This window comes from Streptomyces sp. NPDC028298 (assembly GCF_055565895.1).
In genome coordinates, this window is sequence record NZ_JBVHTL010000004.1 from 606,193 (window position 1) to 627,148 (window position 20,956).

A 20,956-nucleotide genomic window follows, 5' to 3' on the forward strand; every position below is an offset into this window, starting at 1 on the left:
CGCATGACCGACAAGACCGCCCTCACCCCCTCGACCCACACCACCCCGCCCGCCAAGTTCTCGCACGGCGTGCGGAAGGGGAACATCCTCCAGGTCGCCGGCCAGGTCGGCTTCCTGCCCGCCGAGGAGGGCAGGCCCCCGACGCCCGCCGGTCCCACCCTGCGCGAGCAGACCCTCCAGACGCTCGCCAACGTCAAGGCCATCCTCGAAGAGGGCGGCGCCGGCTGGGACGACGCGATGATGATCCGGGTCTACCTCACGGACACCGGCCACTTCGCCGAGATGAACGAGATCTACAACCAGTACTTCGAGGAGCAGGGCCTCACCGCGCCCCCCGCCGCCCGCACGACGGTCTACGTCGGCCTGCCGGCCGGACTCCTCGTCGAGATCGACGTCCTCGCCGTTCTCGGCTGACGTCCCCTCCGGGCCCGCGTCCGCGCCACTCCCGCGCGACCGCGAGACCCGCACATCCGGCGCGACCCGCGCAACTCCCGCACCACGTACGACGTCACGGTGCGGCACCCCACCACCCACGGGGAGCCGCACCGCGATCCGCCCTGCCCGAAAGCCCCCACGGACTGACGAAAAAGAGGCTCCCCCGACATGTCGTCGTACCCGCTCGCAGCGACAGCCCCGGCCCCACCGGCCCCACCGCACACCGGCGGTCTCCTGCTCCTCCTCGACGGCACGGCCGGTCTGCTCACGGTCGCCGCCCTCGGCATCGCGCTCCTCCTCTTCCTGATCATCAAGGTCCGGCTCCAGCCGTTCGTCGCCCTGCTCGCCGTCTCCATAGCCGTCGGCCTCGCCGCCGGACTCTCGGTCACGGAACTGTTCGGCACGGTCCAGAGGTCCGACGCGGTCTCGGTCGTCGAGTCGGGCATGGGCGGCATCCTCGGCCATGTCGCGATCATCATCGGCCTCGGCACGATGCTCGGCGCGATCCTCGAAGTCAGCGGTGGGGCCGAGGTGTTGGCGTCCCGGCTGCTCGGACTCTTCGGGGAGAAGCGGGCCCCTCTCGCCATGGGCCTGACCGGCCTGATCTTCGGCATCCCGGTCTTCTTCGACGTCGGCATCTTCGTCCTCGCGCCGCTCGTCTACGCCGCCGCCAAGCGGTCGGGCAAGTCCATCCTGCTCTACTGCCTGCCGCTGCTCGCCGGTCTGTCGATGACCCACGCCTTCCTGCCGCCGCACCCCGGCCCGGTCGCCGCCGCGGGGCTGCTGCACGTCCAGCTCGGCTGGGTCGTCCTCATGGGCATCGTCTGCGGCATCCCCGCCGTGCTGGCCGCCTGGGTCTACGCGGCCTGGATCGGCAGGCGCCTCTTCGTCCCCGTACCGCAGGACATGGTCGAGGCGGCCGCCGAGGCCAAGCGGGCCGTCGTCGAGGAACAGCGGGCGTCGGGGGTGGAGCCCCAGGAGAAGCCGGTGCCGCTCGGCACGGTCCTCGGCATCATCGGTACGCCGCTGGTGCTGATCCTCGCGGCCACCTTCTCCTCGATCGCCCTCGACCCCTCCACCCTCCGCTCGGTCATCGAGTTCTTCGGCCACCCGTTCGTGGCCCTGACCATCGCCCTGGTCCTCGCCTACTACCTGCTCGGCATCCGGCGCGGCTGGTCCCGCAAGTCTCTTGAGAAGGTGTCGACCTCGTCCCTCAAGCCGGTCGGCAACATCCTGCTGGTGGTCGGCGCGGGCGGCGTCTTCGGCGCCGTGCTGAAGGCCAGCGGGGTCGCCCAGGCACTCTCGGACACCTTCAACGACGTCGGCCTCCCGGTGATCGTCCTGGCCTATCTGATCTCGCTGGTCCTGCGCGTGGCCCAGGGCTCGGCCACCGTCGCGATCGTCACCACGGCCGGCATCGTCGCGCCGCTGCTCACCGAGGGCGACCACTCCCAGGCCTTCGTCGCGCTGGTCATCATGGCGATCTCGGCGGGTTCGATCTTCGCCTCGCACGTCAACGACGGCGGCTTCTGGATGGTGGCCAAGTACTTCGGCATCAGCGAGCGCGACACGCTGAGGACCTGGACCGTCCTGGAATCGGTGCTGTCCGTCGCCGGGTTCGCCGTGGCCGCCGTCGTGAGTCTCTTCGTGTAACAGTGGCATCGCCAATTCGGGCCTGGCTGTGTCCCGCACAGGATCTTCGACCATACTTCCCGCTGTGGAGCAGCGCATAGGTTCGAAGAGCCAGCCCCTGGACGCCGCCGCGGTGAACCCGGCGTACATCCCCGGGCTTACGTCACCCGTCCCGGCGGAGCCGAAGGACGCGGTCGCGGAGACCGAGGAGGCCACCGCGGAGGAGACCGTCTCCGACGGGACGGTCTCCGACGACGTGGTCTCCGACGAGGCGGCGTCCGACGAGGCGCCCGCAGCCGAGATCGCGGAGGAGACCGAGATCGCGGAGGAGGCCGAGCCCGTGGAGGAGGCCGTGTCCGACGGGGAGGCCGTGTCCGACGGGGAGGCCGGGTCCGCGGAGGAGAGCGGACCCGCCCCCGACGGTCCCGTCTTCGAGGCCTCCGACCGGCGTGCCTCGATCCGGGCCGACCACAGCGGTGTCCGGCTGCGCCTGGACGACCAGGAGGCGGAGTTCCGCTGGGACGAGATCGGCGCCGTCGAGACGGAGTCGCCGCGCTTCGGCAAGCGGTTCACCATCACGGTGCACACGCCGGAGCGCCGCTGGTATCCGATAGAGATCGAGGCGAACGCCCGGGCACGCTTCAAGGAGTGGGAGGAGCAGCTCGACGCCGTCCTGGACGCCTACTTCGAGGACGGCGAGGACCACGCCACCGAGTCGGAGGCCGAGGTCGACACCGAGGCGGACGTCGAGGTCAAGGCGGACGTCGAAGCCAAGGCGGATGCCGAGGCCGAGGCCGAGAAGCCGTAAGCGGTACGGGGATCCGCGCGCCCGGTCAGGTGGGGCGCGCGGACCCCCGGCCCCCGGCCGGTCCGGCGGGGGCGTTCTCCCCTATGAGCAGTACTGGGCGGCCTTGCCGATGGACCGGTACATGCAGTCGGCGTTCTCCAGGAGCTGGAGCACCGCGTCCCGGTTGCGGGAGGTCTCCCGCTCGATGACCTCGTCGGGCGGGTAGAAGCCGCCTCCGGAGCTGGACGTCGGGTACATCTCGAAGGTGTAGTCGAAGATCTTCTGGGTGCCCCAGAGGTAGTCGTCGATCGAGCCGTCGGTGATGTACAGATCGCTGGACTGCTCGGGCGTGTACCCGTTGCTGGCGGCCATCTTCTGGCCGATGGCCTTGAACGCGGCGGCGTCGTCCGCCGTCATCCCGGTCGCGGTGTCGGCCGTGGTCCACCCGAACGGCCAGAGCACCAGCTCGCTGTAGGTGTGGAAGTCGATTCCCGCGGTGATCTGCTGCTTGCCGCCGACGACCCGGCCGCGTACGAAGTCCGCGACCACCTTCACCTCGGGCGCGGACTCGGCCGACGCGCCGCGGTAGGTCTCGGAGGACTTGGAAGACGAGGAGCCGCCGCAGCAGCCCCACTTGTAGTTCCAGTTCCGGTTCAGGTCCGTACCGACGTACGAGGAGCCGGAGTTGGGCTGGCGGTTCTTGCGCCACGAACGGTACGAGCCGCTCGCGATGTCGTACTCGCCGCCGTCCGGGTTGAGGTCGGGGACGATCCAGATCTCGCGGTTGTTCACCATGTTCGTGACCCGGGAGTCGCTGCCGTAGCCGGCCCCGAGCTCGCGCAGCAGATACAGCGCCATCTCCACCGTGAGGTGTTCGCGGGCGTGCTGGTGGAAGGTCAGCAGGACCTCGGGCTCGTTCTCGTCGGTCGCCACGTTGTCGCTGACCTTGATGGCGACGATGTCCCGGCCCTGGTAGGACTTGCCGATCACCCGCTTGCTCATGATGCCGGGATAGGCCGCGAGCCGCTGGTCGATCTCCGTGTTCATCTCGGCGTAGTTGTGGTACTTCGAGTCCGCCGTCGGGAAGTCGAAGAGCCGTACGCCGCCGGACGAGCGGTCGGGCGCCGAGCCCAGCGGAGTGACGTCGTAGCCCTGCCGGCGCAGTGTGGCGATCTGGTCGGCGCGGCCCGAGACGACGACGGTCTCCGCGTCGGCCTCGTCCACGGTGACGCCCGACCGCTGGATCTGCGTCCGGGAGGCGGAGGTCGAGCCCTGGTGGATCTCGTACTGCCTGACGTCGTCGGACGAGGGCGCGAGGGCCCTGGCCCCGTTCGCCGTGGCGTCGGTGGCGGTGGCGGTCAGGGGAGCCGCGAGAGCGAGGGCCGCGAGAACGGCGAGGGCGGCGCCGCGACGGCCGCCTCTGCTCCCGCCGCCACTGCCACGTGGGCGAAATCGCATGAAGTCTCCTTGTTTCTCCGGAAAATTCCGGGATCTCCGGAATTGTGGGGGAACGGAGCTGGGGGGTGGCGCAAGGTGACGTGCCTGGTGCGGGTGTGGCGCTCATGGTGAGGCCATGGCATGAGCAGGTCAAGAGATGCCCAAGAGGTGTCGGCGGGAATCAGCCGCGCCGAACGGCACCGAACCCGCCCCCCGTCGGGCGGCACGGGCCGCGTCCGCCGTACGCCGTACGCCGTGCGCGACGGCACCGGCCCCGTTCGCCGCGTGTGCGGCGAACGGGGCCGGGAGGGGCACCGCCGGGGAAGGGGGAGCAGGCGGTGGGGACTACAGGGAGTGCACGTGCGGGCCCACCGCGTTCGACCAGGCGCTGCCCGCGGAGGCGTCCCAGTTGGTCGACCAGGTCATCGCGCCGCGCAGGCCCGGGTAGGCCTTGGCGGGCTTGAACGAACCGCAGTTGGTGAGCTTGGTCAGGCAGTCGAGGGCGTTGTTCACGATGGTCGGGGAGACGTAGCCGCTGCCCGCGCCGCTGGTGGAGGCGGGGAGGCCGAGGCCGACCTGGGACGCGTCGAGACCGCCCTGGAGCTGGATGCAGGCGAGCGCCGTCAGGAAGTCGACCGAGCCCTGCGAGTAGACCTTGCCGTCACAGCCGAGCATCGAACCGCTGTTGTAGTACTGCATGTTGACGACGGTGAGGATGTCCTTGATGTTCAGCGCGGTCTGGAAGTAGGAGTTCGACGTGGACTGCATGTCGATGGTCTGCGGGGCCATGGTGATGACCAGGGACGAGCCCGCCTTCGCGGACAGCGAGCGCAGCGCCTGGGACATGTAGGTCGCGTTGAGACCGTTCTCCAGGTCGATGTCCACGCCGTCGAAGCCGTACGTCTGCATCAGGGAGTAGACGGAGTTGGCGAAGTTCGTGGCCGAGGCGGAGTCGCTCACCGAGATGGTGCCGTTCTGCCCGCCGATGGAGATGATGACCTTCTTGCCCGCGGCCTGCTTGGCCTTGATGTCGGCCTTGAACTGGTCGACGGTGTAACCGCCCAGCCCGGCCGAGTCGAGCGTGAAGCTCACGGCGCCCGGCGTGCCGGTGGCGTCGGCGAACGCGACGGCGATGATGTCGTACTGCGACTGCACCGCGGAGAGCTTCTGCACGGTCGCGCCGTTGTTGAAGTTCTGCCAGTAGCCCGTCACGGCGTGCGCGGGCACGGTTCCCCCGCCCCCGCCGCCGCCCGAGGCGCTCGTCGTCCCGGTGACGGCGGACGACTTCGCCGACTCACCGGCCGAGTTGGTCGCGCTGACCTGGAACGAGTAGGACGTCGAGGCGGAGAGCCCCGAGACGGTCGCGGAGGTTCCGGTCACCGACTGGACCTTGGAGCCGCCCTGGTAGACGTTGTAGCCGGTCGCGCCCGACACGGTGTTCCAGGCCAGGGAGACCGACGAGGAGGTCGTGGAGGACACGGCGAGGCCCGCGGGGGTCGCCGGGACCGTCGGGGCCGGGTCGCCGCCACCGCCGCCGTCGGGGCCGAACACCGAGAAGTCGTCGGCGAAGTAGGCGGGCTGTCCGTACCAGCCGTGCGTCCAGACCGTCACCGACGTCGTCGAGGCACCGGTGGTGAAGGTGGTCGAGAGCTGCGTCCAGGCGGTGTTGGGCGTCCAGGTCGAGACGTCCGTCGTCCCCGTGCCGGTCGCGCCGAGGTAGGTGTAGGACCCCTGGACCCAGGCGCTCAGCGTGTACGTCGAGTTGGGCTTCACGGCGACGGACTGGGAGCACTGCGCGTAGTCCTGCCCGGCGGGCGTGGCCTTGAGGGCGGCCGAGCCGCCGTGGACCGGCGAGGAGACGGTCGCGCCGCTGCCCGCCGAACAGGTCCAGTTGCTCAGGCCGGACTCGAAGCCGGCGTTCTTGACGTTGTTGACGTCGGCGGCCTGGGCCTGGCCCGCCAGGCCCGTGAGGGAGAGGACGGACGCGGTGACGGCGGCGGCGAGCGCTCCCGCCCATCTCCGTCCGGGCATACGGGTGACGCGGTCCACTGGGTCCTCCAGGGAGAGGTGGGGGAGGGGAGGGGGAACGGAACGGTGGCCACCGCCGGTGGATACAAGTTGGTCCAGACCAATCTGGTTGTCAAGACCTCCGGCACTTCCAACACCCTTATGTGAGGCCCCAGTTGTTTTGAGACGGCTTACTCTCCGTTGATCACGCCCGCACCTTCGGTGAGATGATCTCGGAGATTCGGTGTTGAGCGGGCCATGCCGTGGATATGGTGCTGATGCAAGAGGGCGTCACCGTGGCGATCCGCGGCCGTTGAAGGAACGACTGTGACGCTCTATGGCGACAAAGGGGCGATCTGAGGCGGTGGTTGACCACCCCGCCGCAGCGAACGGGGTGTGTGCAGCGTGCCGACCGCGATAGCCGTCACCAGTCCCGATCTGGTGCTCCCACCGCACGACCGGCAGACTCCGCCGGCGGCCGTCCAGCCGCTCGGCACCCTGGAGGACTCCCTCACCGGGATGCACACGCTCATCGAGCAGCACGGGTATGTCATCGCCCTCTACCCGGCCTCCGCCGACACCGCCGTCACCCGGCGGCTGCACACCGTCCGCTCCGTCCTGGAGAGCGACCGCATCGCCCTGCTCGGCATCGAGCTGCCACCGCTCGGGATCGCCCTGCTGGCCCAGCAGTTACGCCAGCTCTCGGTCTGCGACTTCAGCCCCGGTGTGCTCGCCTCCGCCGCCCGGCTGCTCGCGCACTACATCTACGCCGGCGCCCTGCTCGGCTCGGTCGCCAAGCTCGACCGGGTCCCGGTCTCCCTGAAGTCGCACGCCAAGTCCTGGGTGCCGGGTGCCCAGTTCGCCGTACTGGCCAATCCGCGCGCCGAGCTGATCAGAGTCGGCCAGGAGGAGCTGCCCGGTCCGGAGTTCGGGACCCGGCTGCTCTCGGCTTCCGGCCAGCCGCCCTCCGACTGGGTCACCTCCACCCTCGCGCCCGCCTGGCAGGTCCAGGGCGCCGCCACCGTCCCGCTGCCCGAGGAGTCGGTCCGCTGGTGGGGGACGAACCGACTCGTCGAGTTCGCCGCCGGACTGTACGACGTCTCCGTCCTCTACCAGCTCGTGTCCTCCGTCCGGCGGGACGAGTGCCGCTGGTGCGGCCTCGAACTCATCGGTGACCGCTGCGGGTTCTGCGCCGCCCCGCTGCCGCCGCCGCCCACGGCGCAGGAGCTTCCGGCCACGACCGTCCGGGCAGCCTCTCCGGTACGCGCCCTGCCCCGCGGCGCCACATAGGCCCCTCGGGCCCGTCCGAGCCGCACGACCTCACCGGCACGACCGCACAGCGCACCAGGCACGAACCGCACAGCACGTCCGGCACGACCGCACAGCGCATCCGGCACCACCCGCCCGACCCCGCCGTCCCCGTAGATCGAGGTTGTCCTGAACATGCTGCATCAACCCGGAGGTCAGCCCCCGGATCCCCGGCAGGAACGACAGCCCGGTCCCCTTCCCGGCTCCGCCCCACGAGGAGAGATTCAGTGAACTCGCGCCAGCGCCGCGGCGTCATCCTGCTGGTCCTCTCGGTCCTGTGCGCCCTCGGCGCCTTCGCCGGAGTCCTCTCGGTGATCCGCGACGTGAACTCCAAGGTCGGCCCGGAGGTCACGGCGTACCGCCTCAAGAGCGACATCGCGCCCTACAAGGAGCTGACGGCCGACCAGTTCGAGAAGATCTCGATGCCCGAGCGGTGGCTGTCGTCCACCGCCGTCACCGACCTCGCGCGGATCCGCGGGAAGATCGCCGTGACCCGGCTGGAGAAGGGCTCCCTGCTGCAGGCCGACATGATCGTCGACAAACCCCGGCTGGCCGCGGGGCAGCAGGAGATCGCCATCATGATCGACGCCTCGACCGGCGTGGCCGGCAAGATCGACCCCGGCTCGCGGGTCAACATCTACGCCACCTTCAAGGCCGAGAACGACAAGGGCCGGGACCAGTCCAAGGTGATCGTCGAGAACGCCCGCGTCATCGACGTCGGCAAGCTCACCGCCCTCGAACCCGACCAGTCCAGCGCCGATCGGCGCAACAGCGCCGCCCAGGCCGTCCCGATCACCTTCGCGCTCGGCACCGCGGACGCCCAACGCGTCGCGTACGCCGAGTCGTTCGCCGAACACGTCCGGCTCGCCCTGGTGGCCGGCGGCTCCGACACGATCGTGGCGCCCGGCGACCGCACGTACACCCTCGACGAGGACAAGTAGGAGGCCGCGCATGAGGTCCATGCCCACCGGGCCGCGTACGAGGCCGGCCCCCGCGACGAGGGCGCGGCCGGCGCCGTGCCCCCGGTCGGGGACGCGGCGGCGGGTGCCGGGGGTGCCGTCGCCCGCCGCGGCACAGGGCACAGGGGCCGCCGCGCGGCACGCGAGCGAGGAGCTTCGCCGATGACCATCCGTATCCTTCCCGCCGTCGGCGACATCGACTCGGCCCGCTCGCTCACCACCCTGCTGAGCCAGCTCGCCGACACCGAACCCGCCCCGCCCGTACCCGACTCGACCGCCCTCCTCGACACCCTGGCGCGCCTGGCCGCCGAGTCCCTCGACGAACTCCCCGAAGTCGTCCTCGTCCACGAACGCATCGGCCCCGTACCGGCGCTGGACCTGATCCGCGACCTCGTGATGCGCTTCCCCGCCGTCGGCGTCGTCCTCATCACCGCGGACACCAGCACCGGCGTCCTCACCGCCGCCATGGACTCCGGCGCGCGCGGCATCATCGGCCTCCCGCTCGGCTACGACGCCCTCGCCGAACGCGTCCAGGCCGCCGCCGCCTGGTCCGCAGGAATGCGCCGCCACCTGCACAGCGGCGCCCCCGAGGTGTACGCGGGCCCCGGCGGCACCGTCGTCACGGTGACCGGAGCGAAGGGCGGGGTCGGCGCGACCGTCGCGGCCGTCCAGCTCGCCCTCGCCGCGAAGGCGTCGGGACGCGACGTGGCGCTGCTCGACCTGGACCTGCAGTCCGGGGACGTGGCCTCGTACCTCGACGTGCAGTTCCGCCGCTCGGTGGCCGACCTCGCGGCCATCACCGACATCAACCCGCGCGTCCTCCAGGACGCCGTCTACACCCACGACAGCGGCATCGCCCTCCTGCTCGCGCCCGCCGAGGGCGAACGCGGCGAGGAGGTCACCGACCGCGTGGCCCGCCAGGTCGTCTCCGCGCTGCGCTCCCGTCACGACGTCGTGGTCGTCGACTGCGGCTCCCAGATGAACTCCGCCACCGCCGCGGCCGTCGAGATGGCCGACCGGGCCCTGCTCCTCGTCACCCCCGACGTCGTCGCCGTACGCGCCGCCAAACGCATGGTCCGGATGTGGGACCGCCTCCAGATCCGCAAGGCGGAGGAAACCACGACCGTCGTGAACCGCTTCGCCCGCGGTACGGAGATCCAGCCGTCCCTCGTCGAACGCGTCACCGGCACCAAGGTCGCCCGCGCGGCGGTCCCGGCCGCCTTCAAGGAACTCCAGTCGGTCGTCGACGCGGGCCGGCTCCAGGACCTGGACGCCCGCTCGACCGTCAAACAGGCGCTGTGGTCGCTCGCCGCCGAACTGGGCCTCGTCGTCCCCCAGGAGGGCGGGGCAGGCGGCAGACGCCGCAAGGCGTCCGCGTCCGACCGGGGCGCGCTCTCGCTCCGCGGCCGGGGCGGCGACCGGGGAGCGGTCACCCTCGAATTCGCCGGGATGTTCCCGCTGCTCCTGGTCGTCATGACGATCCTGTGGCAGTGCGTGCTGTACGGCTACTCGTACTCGCTGGCCGGGAACGCGGCCGACGAGGCGGCACGGGCCGCCACCGCGGCCTACGCCGTCCACGGCGACGTCGCGGGCGCCTGCGCGGCGGCGGGGAGCAGGCATCTGCCGGGCTCCTGGAAGGACGCGGGCATCGCGTGCGGCTCGTCGGGCCAGGTCATGACGGCCACCGTCGACGTCGACGTCCCGCTCTTCTTCCCCGGCTTCGACGCGGGCTTCCACGTGCAGGGCAAGGCGGGCGCGGCGCTGGAGGGGGACGACGGATGAGGACGCACCCGCGGACGGCATCCGGCGGAAGGGGACGTGCCGGTACATCACATGTCCGTCGCTTACGTCCGGATCGGCCGACGCTTCACACCACACCGACGTCTGATCCAGCGGCGACAGACGGATGTACCGGCACGCCCCCGACCCACGACGCACCCGCGCCCGTCACCGCCGCCGCACCGGTGACCACACCGGCACCCGCACCCGCGAGCAGGCTCCGGGACGACCGGGGCGTCTCCATCCTGGAGTTCGTCGGGTTCCTGCCGATCCTGCTGCTCATCGGGATGGCGACCATCCAGCTCGGGCTCATCGGGTACGGCGTCAACCAGGCCGGCTCCGGGGCGCGGGCGGCCGCGCGGGTCGCCTCGCAGGGCGGCGAGGGCGGGGCGGCCGGGACGGCCGCCGTGAGCGGATGGCTCGACCCGAGCGTGTCGTTGGAGGGAGGGCCCGGGACCGACCTCACCACCGCCACGGTCACGGTCACGGTCCCCAACGTCATCCCCCTCTTCGACCGTTACACCGTCAGCCGCCACGCCACCATGCCCACCGACGACTGACCGGGAGGAGCCGACACCATGAGCCTGCGATCCCGCATCGCCTCCCCCGACGAGGGGGGACCCGCCCGTGAGGACGGACACCTCGTCGCCGTCTACCGCGCCAAACTCCTCGAGGAGATCGACCTCGCCGAGATGTCGAGCCTGGCGGCGGCCGAGAGAAGGGTCCGTCTCGAACGGGTCCTCGGCCACATCATCAGCCGCGAGGGCCCGGTCCTCTCCACCGCCGAACGCTCCCAGCTCATCCGCCGGGTCGTCGACGAGGCCCTGGGACTCGGCGTCCTCGAACCGCTCCTCGCCGACGCGTCCATCACCGAGATCATGGTCAACGGCCCGGACTCGATCTTCGTCGAGCGGGCCGGCCGCGTCGAACAGCTCCCGCTGCGCTTCGCCTCCAACGAGCAGCTCATGCAGACCATCGAACGCATCGTCTCGACGGTCAACCGCCGCGTCGACGAGTCCAACCCGATGGTCGACGCCCGCCTGCCCACCGGCGAACGCGTCAACGTCATCATCCCGCCGCTCGCCCTGACCGGCCCCACCCTCACCATCCGCCGCTTCCCCCGCGCCTACACGCTCCCCGAGCTGATCGGCCTCGGCTCCCTGGACGAGCAGACGCTCATGCTGCTCGCCGCCTTCGTCCGGGCCCGTTTCAACGTCATCGTCAGCGGCGGCACCGGCAGCGGCAAGACCACCCTGCTCAACGCGCTCTCCGGTCTGATCCCCTCGCACGAGCGCATCATCACGATCGAGGACTCCGCGGAGCTCCAGCTCCAGCAGGAGCACGTCATCCGCCTCGAATCACGGCCCCCGAACGTGGAGGGCAAGGGCCAGATCACCATCCGCGACCTGGTCCGCAACTCCCTGCGCATGCGACCCGACCGCATCATCGTGGGCGAGGTCCGCGGCGGCGAGACCCTCGACATGCTCCAGGCCATGTCGACCGGCCACGACGGCTCCCTCGCCACCGTCCACGCGAACTCCGCCGAGGACGCCCTCATGCGCCTGCAGACCCTCGGCTCGATGTCCGAGGTCCAGATCCCCTTCGAGGCGCTCAAGGACCAGATCAACTCCGCCGTCGACGTCGTCGTCCAGCTGTCCCGGCACGCCGACGGCTCCCGCAAGGTCACGGAGGTCGCGCTGCTCGTCTCGCACGGCCGCGAGCAGTTCCGGGTCACCCCCGTCACCCGCTTCGTGCCCCGCCCGGTGGGATCCGACCGCGTCGTGAGGGGCCACTTCGAGCACCTACCGCTCCCGCGCCCGGTCGCGGAGAAGCTGTACGTCGCCAACGAGCCGCTGCCGCCCGCCTTCGGGGTCGCCGAGGCCATCGACGTACTCAACACGAGGCAGGCGATCGGATGACGCCTTCGACAGGGGGACCCGCCACCGAGGAGTCCCGGGCCGAGCGGTCCGCCGCCCCCTTCACCCCCGCCCTCCTCACCCTCGCCCCTCTCACTCCCGTGCCCCTTACCCCCGTGCCTCTCACCCCCTCGCCCCTCACCTCCGAAGGGAGGCAGCCATGAACAACGACCCCGCACTCCTCGCCCTCGGCGGGACGCTCCTCGGCGGCACGCTCGCCGTCGCCGGAGTGCACATTTACGCCTCGGGCCGCGCCCAGCGACGGGACCTCCTCGACCGCCTCTCCGGCGGCGGCCTGCCCCCGACGGCGGGCGGCAGGACACGCCGCTTCGCGGGCGTCGACCGCCGGCTGCGCCGCACCGGCCTCGGCCGCACGATCCACCTGCGCCTGACGGCCACGGGACTCGATCTCACGGCGGGGGAGTTCTTCACCTACGTCACCGCCGTGGTCGTCGCCCTGTGGCTGATCGCGGCCGCGACCCTGGCCCCCTTCTTCGGCCCGATCGCGGCCCTCCTCGGCGTGTGGAGCGCGGGCATCTTCCTCAACTGGCAGCGCCAGAAACGTATCGAGGCGTTCATCAACCAACTCCCCGACGTGGCACGCCTGCTGGCGAACGCGACGGCGGCCGGCCTCGCCCTGCGGACGGCGCTCGCCATGGCCGCGGAGGAGCTGGAGGCCCCGGCAGGCGAGGAACTGGCGCACGTGGCGGACCAGTTGATGCTGGGCCGCACGATCGACGACGCCCTCGGGGAGCTGTCGGAGCGACTGCCCTCCCGCGAGCTGATCGTCCTGGTCACCACCCTCGTCCTGGCGAACAAGGCCGGCGGCTCCGTCGTCAGCTCCCTGCGCAACCTCACCCAGACCCTGGAGGACCGCAAGGAGACCCGCCGCGAGGTCCGCACGATGCTCTCCGAGGTCAACGCGACCGCCTTCACGGTCCCCTTCCTCGGCATCGGCTCGCTCGTGCTCATCAACTCCTCGAACGAGGGAGCCCTCGCCCGCGTCACCGGCTCCCCCCTCGGCCAGGGCCTCGTCCTGCTGGCCCTCGGCCTCTACACCGTGGGCTTCTTCGTCATCCGCCGGCTCGGCAAGATCGAAGTGTGAGGGAGGGATCACCATGCTGCCGCTGCTGCTCGCCGTCCTGATGGGCGCGGCCGTCGCGGGCGTCCTCCTGGGCGTCCGGATGATCCGCTCCGAGGTCAAACTCCCCAGCGACCTCCAGCTCGCTCTGGAGGTCGGCGGCACCCGTGTCTCGGCCGCGGACTCGGCCGTCGACCGCCTCGGGATGCGCTTCGCGCCGACCGTCCTGCGTCTGATGGGCCCGCGGCGGGTGGACGCCAAACGCCGGCGCATCGACATGGCCGGCAACCCCGGCGGTCTGACCCTGAACCGCTACGCGGCCCGCCGCGCGGTGTACGGGGTCTTCGGCGTCGTCCTCGGGCTGGTCTTCCTCTCCAACGGCCAGCTCCTCTTCGCCGTGCTCACCTTCGCCTTCGGGCTGGTCGCCGCGGACGCCCTCATCTGGCAGGCCGTCCGGGAGCGCAAGGAGGTCATCGACCGCACCCTGCCCGACTTCCTCGACGTCCTCGCCGTCGTCGTCTCCGCGGGGCTCGGCTTCCGGCAGGCCCTGGACCGCGTCGCCGAGAAGTACGAGGGACCCTGGGCGGACGAACTGCGCATCACCCTGCGCCAGATGGACATGGGCGTCAGCCGCCGCCAGGCCTTCGACGAGCTGCGCCGACGCAACTCCTCCGAGCAGGTGGCCCAGTTCGTCTCGGCGCTCCAGCAGGGCGAGGAACTCGGCTCCCCGATCGCCGAGACCCTCATCCAGCTCGCCACCGACATGCGCCGCACCGACGCGCAGAACGCCCGCCGCCGGGCCGCCAAGACCATCCCCAAGGCCACGATGGTCACGCTGGTGTTCATGCTCCCGGCGACGATGATCCTCATCGCGACGGGCATGTTCCTGGGCTCGGGCACCGACTTCGGCTCGATCCTGGGGCGCTGATGAAGAGCCTTCCGAGGAGCCGGGGTGGCGCGGCCCGCGAGCGCCTGCGCCAGTCCTTCGAGCTCGCGCGAAGCCGTGGACAGCGGTCCGTCCGCCTCACGCGAGGCCGTGCGCGGCGGTTCCTCCGGCTCGCGCGGACCCGCGAACAGCGGGGCACCGGCTACCTCGCCGACGACGCGCCCGCGCCCGGCGGCATCCGCCTCCAGCTCAACGCCCTCCAGGCGCTGTGCCGCCAGGCCTTCGCGGTCCGGCTGGCGGCCATCGTGGTCGGCGCGCCCTTCGCGATGACGAACGCCACGGGCGGCCTCCTGCGCTACGCGGTCCTCGCGGCCGCCGTCCTCGGCGTCATGGGCTCCTACGCCATGCTCCGGGACTGGGACCGCTTCGGCCCGCGCCTCCTCGCCCACCCGACCCTGATGGGCCTGGACCTCAGCTTCGGCGCGGTCCTGCTCCTGACCGCGTCCCCGGCCTCCCCCCTCGCCTACGCCACGGTCTGCACCCCGCTCCTGTCCGGCCTGCTGTACGGCTGGCGCGGCGCGGGCGTCTTCACCGGATTCCAGCTCGTCGTGCTGCTCACGGTGTTCCGGGCCTGGGAACACCGGCCGGGGGCGGGATCCAACACCCTGCTCATCGCGGGCTTCTGCGTGGGCGCCGGCATCATCGGGGTGACCCTGCGCAATCTGCTGTTCCGCTTCGGCACGGCGGGACAGGCCCTGGCCGAGGCGACCAGCAGGCTCGCCGTCGCGGAGGCCGTGGAGTCCGAACGGGCCCGCATGGCACGCGAGATGCACGACTCGGTGGCCAAGACGCTGTACGGGCTCGCGCTCGCCGCGGACGCACTGGCCGCCTCCTCGGAGAGCGGGGACCCGGGGGCGCTCAAACGCCAGGCGACCGCCGTCGCGGACGCGGCGCGCCTCGCCGCCGCCGAGTCCCGCACCCTCCTGACGGACCTGCGACGGCACAGCGACCTGACCGACCCCGACATCGACCTGCTGCCCGAACTCGACGCCATGGCATCCGACTTCGAGGCGCGCACCGGCCTCGCCCCGGTCGTACGGCTCCGGGGCGCGCCCCCGGTCCTGCCCAGCAGCGCCGCCCACCACGTCCTCGCGATCGTGTCCGAGGCCCTGGAGAACGCCCACCGGCACGCGGACGCGAGCACGCTGACCGTCGAACTCGATGTTTCCGCGAACGTGTTCGCGCTTCTCGTCCGTGACGACGGCGTCGGCCTCCCGGCTCCGGCGACCCCCGCCAGGCTCACCGCCTGGACGAGATCCGGCCATTTCGGCCTGCTCGGCATGACGGAACGGGCCGCGTGCGTCGGCGGCCTCCTCCGGCTGGACCGGCCCCTCGGCGGGGGCACCGAGGTCCGGCTGACCCTCCCGCTCCAGACGGCCGCCCTTCCCGCTCCCCCCACTTCCCAAGAGGAGGCCGCACATGCCTGACCAGGCACTTCCCGGCCCGTCCCTGCGTGTCCTCGTGGCCGACGACAACCCGGTCGTACGGGCCGGCCTGACCGCGCTGCTGGACGCGCACCCCGACATCACGGTCGTCGCGGCGGCACGGGACGGGGCGGAGGCGCTGGACCGTGCCGCCCTCCTCGTCCCCGACGTGGTCCTCCTCGACGTCCGGATGCCCGGCACGGACGGCCTCACCGCGCTGCCCGCACTGTGCGCGATCGCGCCCGTCATGATGCTGACGTACAGCCGTGAACCCGAGGTCGTGGCGGAAGCCCTGCGCAGAGGCGCCTCCGGCTACCTCGTCCATGGCGAGTTCACGGCGGCCGAACTGATCGCCGCCGTACGGGAGATGCGCCACGGGCGCCCGACTGTCCCGGATTCACTCGGAGTTTCGTACCAACCCCACTCGTTCTCTTCGCATCTGCAACCGGCTGTGGCACAGTCTTCGGAGGCTCGGCCCTTACCGGCGGCGGGACTTCACCGCCATGCCGTCCATCCGTCCGAGTTCGGTCTGAGTTCGAGGGAGGTGGAGGTGATGGACCTCATCGCGGCCGGTATGAACAACCGGCAGATCGCCGCCACCTGCTTCATCGCGGAGAAGACCGTGAAGAACCACATCAATCGCATCTTCGCGAAGCTGCACAGTTCCTCGCGGAGCGAAGCGATCGCCCACTGGCTGGGCACCGCGCACGAGGGGTGGGGGCGATGACTCCGCACCGCGTTCCCCACCAGCGAAGTTGGGCCCCTGGGCCCACTCGCGGTAGGCGACTTCTCACGTACGGTGCTCGGGTCGTTAGTGGCCTCGGCAGGGAGGGCAGTCCTGATGAACAGGTTCACCGCATGGACCCGAACGGTGATCGCCCGGACACGGGGCGCCCACCGGGACGCGGGGGCGGGGTTCGTGGAGTACGCGGGCTTGATGATCATCATCGCGGGGATCTTCACGTTGATCGACCAGATCGGCCTGGACGGGTTGATCTCCGGTGCGATCCGGAACGCGGTCACCCAGGTCACCGGAGGCTGACCCGTTCGACCCGCGGCGACCGAGGACAGACCCTCCCCATCTACATCTGGCTGACGGGGATCCTGCTCTTCGCCGCGTTCGCCTTCTTCGCCTTCGCCCAAGCAGCGTCCGCCCGCAATGGAGCTCAATCCGCGGCGGACGCTGCGGCGTTGGCGGCCGCGCAGGACTCCCGTGACGAACTCGTACAAGGGCTGACGGGCGCCATCGGTACGGACGACCACTGGCTGGACTGGCTCGACGGTGACAAGTTCCAGGGTGCGGGGGCCGTGGCCGCCGCCGCCCGACTGGCCGCCGAGAACGACTCGGACGTGCAAAGTGGGCCTGAGCCCACCGTCGTGAACGGATTCCCCGGGTATCGCGTGGCGATCGAGACCCGCTACACGGTCGGCGACTCGATCATTCCGGGCACAGAGAGCCGCCATGCCCAGGCGCACGCGACGGCCGTCATCGAACCGCGCTGCACCTTTCCCACCGACGCGGACCCCAAGAAGCCCGTGCGGCTGGATTGTGCCGGGCGCAGTGTGGACATCGATCCCGAACATTTCCATTCGGACGAACTTCCCGACGCGTCCGTGCTGTTCTCAGTGCATCTGGCCGAGTGAGAGGAAGCCGTACCGATGGATCTCCGGCACACCATGAAGGGCCGCAGGGTCATGACCGCGGTGGCGATCAGTACCGGATTGCTCCTCACGGTGTCCGGGTGCGGCAGCGGAGACGGCGGCGACAAGCCGAAGGCCGACTCGTCCTCCTCCCGGTCGGGCGCGCAGGGCGGCTCGAAGCAGGCGTCACCCTCGGCGAGCCAGGACCAGGTGCTGGCCGAGGTCAAGGGTGGTGACGTGACGCTCACGATCACCTCGGCCGTGCGGGACCAGGGCGGATTCGTCACCGTCAGCGGCACGGTGACCAACGGCGGCGGCCAGTTCTGGGTCGCCGCGAACTGGCGCGGAGACGAACGCGAGTTGAGCCGGAACGGCGCCTCGATGGCCGGAGCAGCGCTGACCGACAGCAAGGGAAAGAAGAAGTACCTCGTCCTGCGGGACACCCAGGGGCGTTGCCTGTGCACCAAGTTCGACGGCGGAGGCGTGGACGCGGGCCAGTCGGCCGACTGGTTCGCCCAGTTCCCCGCACCCCCCGCCGGAACCGACGCCGTCGACTTCCAGGTCGGCTCCATGCCACCCGCCTCCATCGAGATCTCCGAGGGCTGACCCATGGCCCTCCCGCCCCGAGCCGCCGCGACGGCGTTCACGGCTCTCGCCGTACTGGTCACCCTCGGCCTGCCCGGGCCCGCGCACGCCGACGACAGCGACCCCAGTGCCCCGCCCGGCAGCGTCACCACCTCCCCGCCCCCCGATGTCGACGCCAACAGCCCGGGGCTCAAGCTCGCCGACGGCGCCACCCTCGCGCCCGCCAAGGTGCTGGACATCAAGTCGGTCGTGGAGGACCTGGGCGGCGAGGAGCGCCGGGAGGACACCAACGAGGACGTGACGTTCGCCCTCCAGGCGGAGGTCCTGTTCCCCAAGGACAGCTCCAAGCTCAACCCGGAGTCCCAGTCCCGTATCCAGGCGATCGCCGACGAGATCAAGGCCCAGCACGCCACGACCGTCCGCGTCTTCGGATTCACCGACAACCTCGGCTCGTACGCGCACGGCCTGACCCTCTCCAAGAAGCGCGCGGAGGAGGTGCACGACCGGCTGGCCGCCGCACTCGGTCCGGCGGAGGCGGACGTCACCTTCGAGGTGCGGGGCTACAGCGAGGACTACCCGATCGCGGACAACACCTCGGAACAGGGCCGCCGCAAGAACCGCCGGGTGGAGGTGACCTTCCCGAGGGGCGCCGCGGACGGGAACAGCGCCTGACGCGCGCGTCACCTTCTCCCGCGCCCGGCCTCCTGGCAGCATGCCCCCGACGAACGGGTCGCGCACGAGGTCGATGGAGTCCGCCATGAGGAAGATCGTGTTGATGTCGTCGGTGTCCCTCGACGGATACATGGAGGGCCCGGACCGCGACATCGAATGGCACCGGGTCGACGCCGAACTGCACCAGCACTTCAACGACCTGGTCAAAGGCTTCGGCGCCCTGATGTCCGGACGGGTGACCTACGAACTGATGGCCTCCTACTGGCCGACGGCCGACAAGGACCCGGACATCAGCCCGGAGATGGCCGAGTTCGCCGGGATCTGGCGGAACATTCCCAAGGTGGTGTTCTCGCGGACGCTCGACCGCGGCACGGGACACACCACGGTCGTACGGGAGGTCGTGCCCGAGGAGATCCTGGCGCTCAAGGCGCAGGAGGGCGGCGACCTCGCGCTCAGCGGCGCCGACATCGCCGCGGAGTTCCTGCGGCTGCGCCTCGTCGACGAGATCAGGCTGTACGTGCACCCCGTCCTCCTCGGCGCCGGCAAACTGCTGTTCCCCGAGTCCGAGGCCCCGACCGACCTCCGCCTCGTCGAGACGCGGACCTTCGGCAACGGCGTCACCCTCCTGCGCTACGAGCGCGACACCACCGCGGGGCCGGGCGATGCCGCCGGGACGCAGGGAACCGCCGGGACGGACCGCGCGTAAAGCGGTTGTCCGCCGGGGGAGGCCCGGGTAGGAAGACGGCATGACCTCCCTCGGTGTCGTCTTCCGCCCCCAACTGCCCCCCGAGCGGCTGCGCGCCCTGGCCCGCGCGGCGGACGAGGCGGGGCTGGAGGAGCTGTGGCTGTGGGAGGACTGTTTCCTCGAAGGCGGCATCTCCGCCGCCGCGGCGGCCCTCGCCTGGACCGAGCGCCTGCGGGTGGGAGTGGGACTGCTGCCCGTCCCACTGCGGAACGTCGCCGTCACGGCGATGGAGGCCGCCACCCTGTACCGGCTGTTCCCCGGGCGGGCCACCGTCGCGGTCGGCCACGGCGTCCAGGACTGGATGGGACAGGTCGGGGCGCGGGCCGAGTCGCCCATGACGTTGCTGCGGGAACATCTCGACGCGCTGCGCGCCCTGTTGCGCGGCGAGCGGGTGACCACCGAGGGGCGGTACGTGAAACTCGACGGGGTCGCCCTCGACTGGCCGCCCTCCGAGGTGCCCGAGGTCCTCACCGGCGCCACCGGGCCCCGTACGCTCCGGCTGGCCGGACAGGCGGCCGACGGCACGGTCCTCACCGCCTCGACCACGGTCGACGGGGTACGGCGGGCCCGCCGGCTCATCGACGAGGGACGGCGGGCGGCCGGCCGGACGGAGGAACACCACCGGGTCGTCGTCTATCTGCTCACCGCCACCGGGGACGGCGCGGCCGGCCGGTTGCGCGCCGAGATCGAGGCCGACGGCGACGGCTCCGTCCCGGAGCTCGGGGTCGCGGGTGACGCGGACGCCGTCGCCGAGGCCGTCCGGCGTCTCCTCGACGCCGGTGCCGACACGGTGGTCCTCCAGCCCACCGCCGACGAGCCGGACCCCGAGGGCTTCGTCCGCTTCGCCGCGGAACGGGTCCGCCCGCTGATCTCCACGGCAGATTGACCGAAAACCTCCCAATGGAGGTCACTCGGCGTGAGATGTCCGTCCGGAGGGATCGGCGGCGGACCGGGCGGGCGACGCGCCGTGTGCGCGACATCCGCACGGGGTTTCCACATCGTTATCGATCGGCTGTCGCCAGGGTTGTTCGGCTGACGTAAGTTCAGACCAAGGTAATTCGCGTGAGCAAAGCTGCGCGTGTGGCACCGCGCAGAGGAGGGGGCTGCGCGGTGCTGCCTTCCCTGGTGACGCGCTGTCAGGCGTACCGGACGGTGATCCGCGCGCCGCGTCGCACGCCCCAGCGCTCCATCGACCCGGCCTCCGCCTCCAGGACGTGCCGGGCCCGGGGTCGCGGCAGTCCCAGCCGGCCCGGGCGCATCGTGCGTACCGCCAGGACCCGCGACGACCGGTCCAGATAGGCGACATCGATCGCGAACCGCATCCCCAGGGTGTGCACCGAGCTCGCCGGTGTGAGCAGCAGCGCGCCCTCGATCCCCGAGCGCCCGAGCAGTCCCCGCCGCCGGGCGCGCGCCGTGGCGGCCAGTTCCAGGGGCACCGGCTCGGATGTCCCCTGCGGTGTGTCCGTCGTGAACGTGGCCATGGGTGCGAAGTTAGCGGGCGGGTCAAGCCGGGGGCGCCACGCGGATCACTCGCCCGGAGTACGGACGGGCGCGGCGGTGCCATGTCGTGGAAACGGTCACGAACCCATTGGATCTCTGTCG

The 20,956-nt window shown here is 71.1% G+C and carries 21 protein-coding genes; 18 read left to right on the top strand and 3 right to left on the bottom strand.

Going from position 1 to position 20,956, the window contains the following annotated elements; genetic code table 11:
- Positions 1-3: 3 nt before the first annotated feature.
- The 3 genes from ACZ4TO_RS21685 (at position 4) to ACZ4TO_RS21695 (ending at position 2,875) form a co-directional block, all read left to right on the top strand.
- Positions 4-414 (top strand): RidA family protein, encoded by a 411-nt coding sequence (locus ACZ4TO_RS21685; protein WP_382787921.1) that lies wholly within the window; start codon positions 4-6, stop codon positions 412-414.
- 189 nt (positions 415-603) lie between these two features.
- Positions 604-2,088: a GntP family permease gene (locus ACZ4TO_RS21690; RefSeq protein ID WP_385045486.1), complete on the top strand. Its 1,485-nt coding sequence runs from the start codon at positions 604-606 to the stop codon at positions 2,086-2,088.
- A 64-nt stretch (positions 2,089-2,152) separates the two neighbouring features.
- On the top strand, positions 2,153-2,875 hold the full coding sequence (locus ACZ4TO_RS21695) for a hypothetical protein (protein WP_468024993.1): 723 nt from the start codon (positions 2,153-2,155) through the stop codon (positions 2,873-2,875).
- Between the two features lie 81 nt (positions 2,876-2,956).
- Here the strand turns inward: ACZ4TO_RS21695 and ACZ4TO_RS21700 are convergent, their stop codons facing one another.
- Positions 2,957-4,312, bottom strand: a complete 1,356-nt coding sequence (locus tag ACZ4TO_RS21700; protein ID WP_382787915.1) for a M14 family metallopeptidase — start codon at positions 4,310-4,312, stop codon at positions 2,957-2,959.
- A gap of 324 nt (positions 4,313-4,636) precedes the next feature.
- On the bottom strand, positions 4,637-6,322 hold the full coding sequence (locus tag ACZ4TO_RS21705; RefSeq protein ID WP_468024994.1) for a chitinase: 1,686 nt from the start codon (positions 6,320-6,322) through the stop codon (positions 4,637-4,639).
- A 381-nt stretch (positions 6,323-6,703) separates the two neighbouring features.
- Between ACZ4TO_RS21705 and ACZ4TO_RS21710 the strand changes: the two genes are divergently transcribed.
- The 15 genes from ACZ4TO_RS21710 to ACZ4TO_RS21780 all read left to right on the top strand — a co-directional run bounded on the left by ACZ4TO_RS21710 (position 6,704) and on the right by ACZ4TO_RS21780 (position 20,240).
- Positions 6,704-7,588, top strand: a complete 885-nt coding sequence (locus ACZ4TO_RS21710) for a hypothetical protein (protein WP_382787911.1) — start codon at positions 6,704-6,706, stop codon at positions 7,586-7,588.
- 245 nt (positions 7,589-7,833) lie between these two features.
- The gene (gene cpaB / locus ACZ4TO_RS21715; RefSeq protein WP_382787909.1) at positions 7,834-8,547 is read left to right on the top strand and encodes a Flp pilus assembly protein CpaB; all 714 of its coding nucleotides are present in this window, start codon (positions 7,834-7,836) and stop codon (positions 8,545-8,547) included.
- A gap of 180 nt (positions 8,548-8,727) precedes the next feature.
- Positions 8,728-10,347 (top strand): AAA family ATPase, encoded by a 1,620-nt coding sequence (locus ACZ4TO_RS21720; RefSeq protein WP_468024995.1) that lies wholly within the window; start codon positions 8,728-8,730, stop codon positions 10,345-10,347.
- A gap of 182 nt (positions 10,348-10,529) precedes the next feature.
- Positions 10,530-10,904 (top strand): TadE/TadG family type IV pilus assembly protein, encoded by a 375-nt coding sequence (locus tag ACZ4TO_RS21725; protein WP_382787905.1) that lies wholly within the window; start codon positions 10,530-10,532, stop codon positions 10,902-10,904.
- Between the two features lie 18 nt (positions 10,905-10,922).
- Entirely contained in the window at positions 10,923-12,263 is a 1,341-nt protein-coding gene (locus ACZ4TO_RS21730) for a CpaF family protein (protein WP_382787903.1), read from the top strand.
- A 157-nt stretch (positions 12,264-12,420) separates the two neighbouring features.
- Complete coding sequence (locus tag ACZ4TO_RS21735; protein WP_382787901.1) at positions 12,421-13,365, top strand: type II secretion system F family protein; 945 nt, start codon at positions 12,421-12,423, stop codon at positions 13,363-13,365.
- Between the two features lie 13 nt (positions 13,366-13,378).
- The gene (locus ACZ4TO_RS21740; RefSeq protein WP_385045474.1) at positions 13,379-14,269 is read left to right on the top strand and encodes a DUF5936 domain-containing protein; all 891 of its coding nucleotides are present in this window, start codon (positions 13,379-13,381) and stop codon (positions 14,267-14,269) included.
- On the top strand, positions 14,269-15,714 hold the full coding sequence (locus ACZ4TO_RS21745) for a sensor histidine kinase (protein WP_468024996.1): 1,446 nt from the start codon (positions 14,269-14,271) through the stop codon (positions 15,712-15,714). Before ACZ4TO_RS21740 ends, ACZ4TO_RS21745 begins: the two co-directional genes overlap by 1 nt.
- Positions 15,707-16,438, top strand: a complete 732-nt coding sequence (locus tag ACZ4TO_RS21750; protein ID WP_468024997.1) for a response regulator — start codon at positions 15,707-15,709, stop codon at positions 16,436-16,438. Before ACZ4TO_RS21745 ends, ACZ4TO_RS21750 begins: the two co-directional genes overlap by 8 nt.
- 114 nt (positions 16,439-16,552) lie before the next feature.
- Entirely contained in the window at positions 16,553-16,753 is a 201-nt protein-coding gene (locus tag ACZ4TO_RS21755) for a hypothetical protein (RefSeq protein ID WP_388772466.1), read from the top strand.
- Between the two features lie 38 nt (positions 16,754-16,791).
- Positions 16,792-17,355 (top strand): pilus assembly protein TadG-related protein, encoded by a 564-nt coding sequence (locus tag ACZ4TO_RS21760; RefSeq protein ID WP_468025063.1) that lies wholly within the window; start codon positions 16,792-16,794, stop codon positions 17,353-17,355.
- A gap of 15 nt (positions 17,356-17,370) precedes the next feature.
- A complete protein-coding gene (locus ACZ4TO_RS21765; protein WP_468024998.1) occupies positions 17,371-17,958 on the top strand; it encodes a hypothetical protein in 588 nt (195 codons plus the stop codon).
- A gap of 3 nt (positions 17,959-17,961) precedes the next feature.
- Complete coding sequence (locus tag ACZ4TO_RS21770; RefSeq protein WP_382787890.1) at positions 17,962-18,609, top strand: OmpA family protein; 648 nt, start codon at positions 17,962-17,964, stop codon at positions 18,607-18,609.
- Positions 18,610-18,694: 85 nt separating this feature from the next.
- Positions 18,695-19,315, top strand: a complete 621-nt coding sequence (locus ACZ4TO_RS21775) for a dihydrofolate reductase family protein (protein ID WP_468024999.1) — start codon at positions 18,695-18,697, stop codon at positions 19,313-19,315.
- 40 nt (positions 19,316-19,355) lie between these two features.
- Positions 19,356-20,240 (top strand): LLM class flavin-dependent oxidoreductase, encoded by an 885-nt coding sequence (locus ACZ4TO_RS21780; RefSeq protein ID WP_385045462.1) that lies wholly within the window; start codon positions 19,356-19,358, stop codon positions 20,238-20,240.
- A 250-nt stretch (positions 20,241-20,490) separates the two neighbouring features.
- Here ACZ4TO_RS21780 and ACZ4TO_RS21785 read toward each other — a convergent pair whose 3' ends face one another.
- Entirely contained in the window at positions 20,491-20,835 is a 345-nt protein-coding gene (locus ACZ4TO_RS21785) for a DUF192 domain-containing protein (RefSeq protein WP_382787885.1), read from the bottom strand.
- Positions 20,836-20,956 lie beyond the last annotated feature (121 nt).

Bases quoted from the DNA above. Each gene is read 5' to 3' on its own strand.
- ACZ4TO_RS21685 (WP_382787921.1), top strand. From the start codon at position 4: ATGACCGACAAGACCGCCCTCACCCCCTCGACCCACACCACCCCGCCC.
- ACZ4TO_RS21690 (WP_385045486.1), top strand. From the start codon at position 604: ATGTCGTCGTACCCGCTCGCAGCGACAGCCCCGGCCCCACCGGCCCCA.
- ACZ4TO_RS21700 (WP_382787915.1), bottom strand. From the start codon at position 4,312: ATGCGATTTCGCCCACGTGGCAGTGGCGGCGGGAGCAGAGGCGGCCGT.
- ACZ4TO_RS21705 (WP_468024994.1), bottom strand. From the start codon at position 6,322: ATGCCCGGACGGAGATGGGCGGGAGCGCTCGCCGCCGCCGTCACCGCG.
- ACZ4TO_RS21720 (WP_468024995.1), top strand. From the start codon at position 8,728: ATGACCATCCGTATCCTTCCCGCCGTCGGCGACATCGACTCGGCCCGC.
- ACZ4TO_RS21730 (WP_382787903.1), top strand. From the start codon at position 10,923: ATGAGCCTGCGATCCCGCATCGCCTCCCCCGACGAGGGGGGACCCGCC.
- ACZ4TO_RS21735 (WP_382787901.1), top strand. From the start codon at position 12,421: ATGAACAACGACCCCGCACTCCTCGCCCTCGGCGGGACGCTCCTCGGC.
- ACZ4TO_RS21740 (WP_385045474.1), top strand. From the start codon at position 13,379: ATGCTGCCGCTGCTGCTCGCCGTCCTGATGGGCGCGGCCGTCGCGGGC.
- ACZ4TO_RS21745 (WP_468024996.1), top strand. From the start codon at position 14,269: ATGAAGAGCCTTCCGAGGAGCCGGGGTGGCGCGGCCCGCGAGCGCCTG.
- ACZ4TO_RS21750 (WP_468024997.1), top strand. From the start codon at position 15,707: ATGCCTGACCAGGCACTTCCCGGCCCGTCCCTGCGTGTCCTCGTGGCC.
- ACZ4TO_RS21755 (WP_388772466.1), top strand. From the start codon at position 16,553: ATGAACAGGTTCACCGCATGGACCCGAACGGTGATCGCCCGGACACGG.
- ACZ4TO_RS21765 (WP_468024998.1), top strand. From the start codon at position 17,371: ATGGATCTCCGGCACACCATGAAGGGCCGCAGGGTCATGACCGCGGTG.
- ACZ4TO_RS21770 (WP_382787890.1), top strand. From the start codon at position 17,962: ATGGCCCTCCCGCCCCGAGCCGCCGCGACGGCGTTCACGGCTCTCGCC.
- ACZ4TO_RS21775 (WP_468024999.1), top strand. From the start codon at position 18,695: ATGAGGAAGATCGTGTTGATGTCGTCGGTGTCCCTCGACGGATACATG.
- ACZ4TO_RS21780 (WP_385045462.1), top strand. From the start codon at position 19,356: ATGACCTCCCTCGGTGTCGTCTTCCGCCCCCAACTGCCCCCCGAGCGG.
- ACZ4TO_RS21785 (WP_382787885.1), bottom strand. From the start codon at position 20,835: ATGGCCACGTTCACGACGGACACACCGCAGGGGACATCCGAGCCGGTG.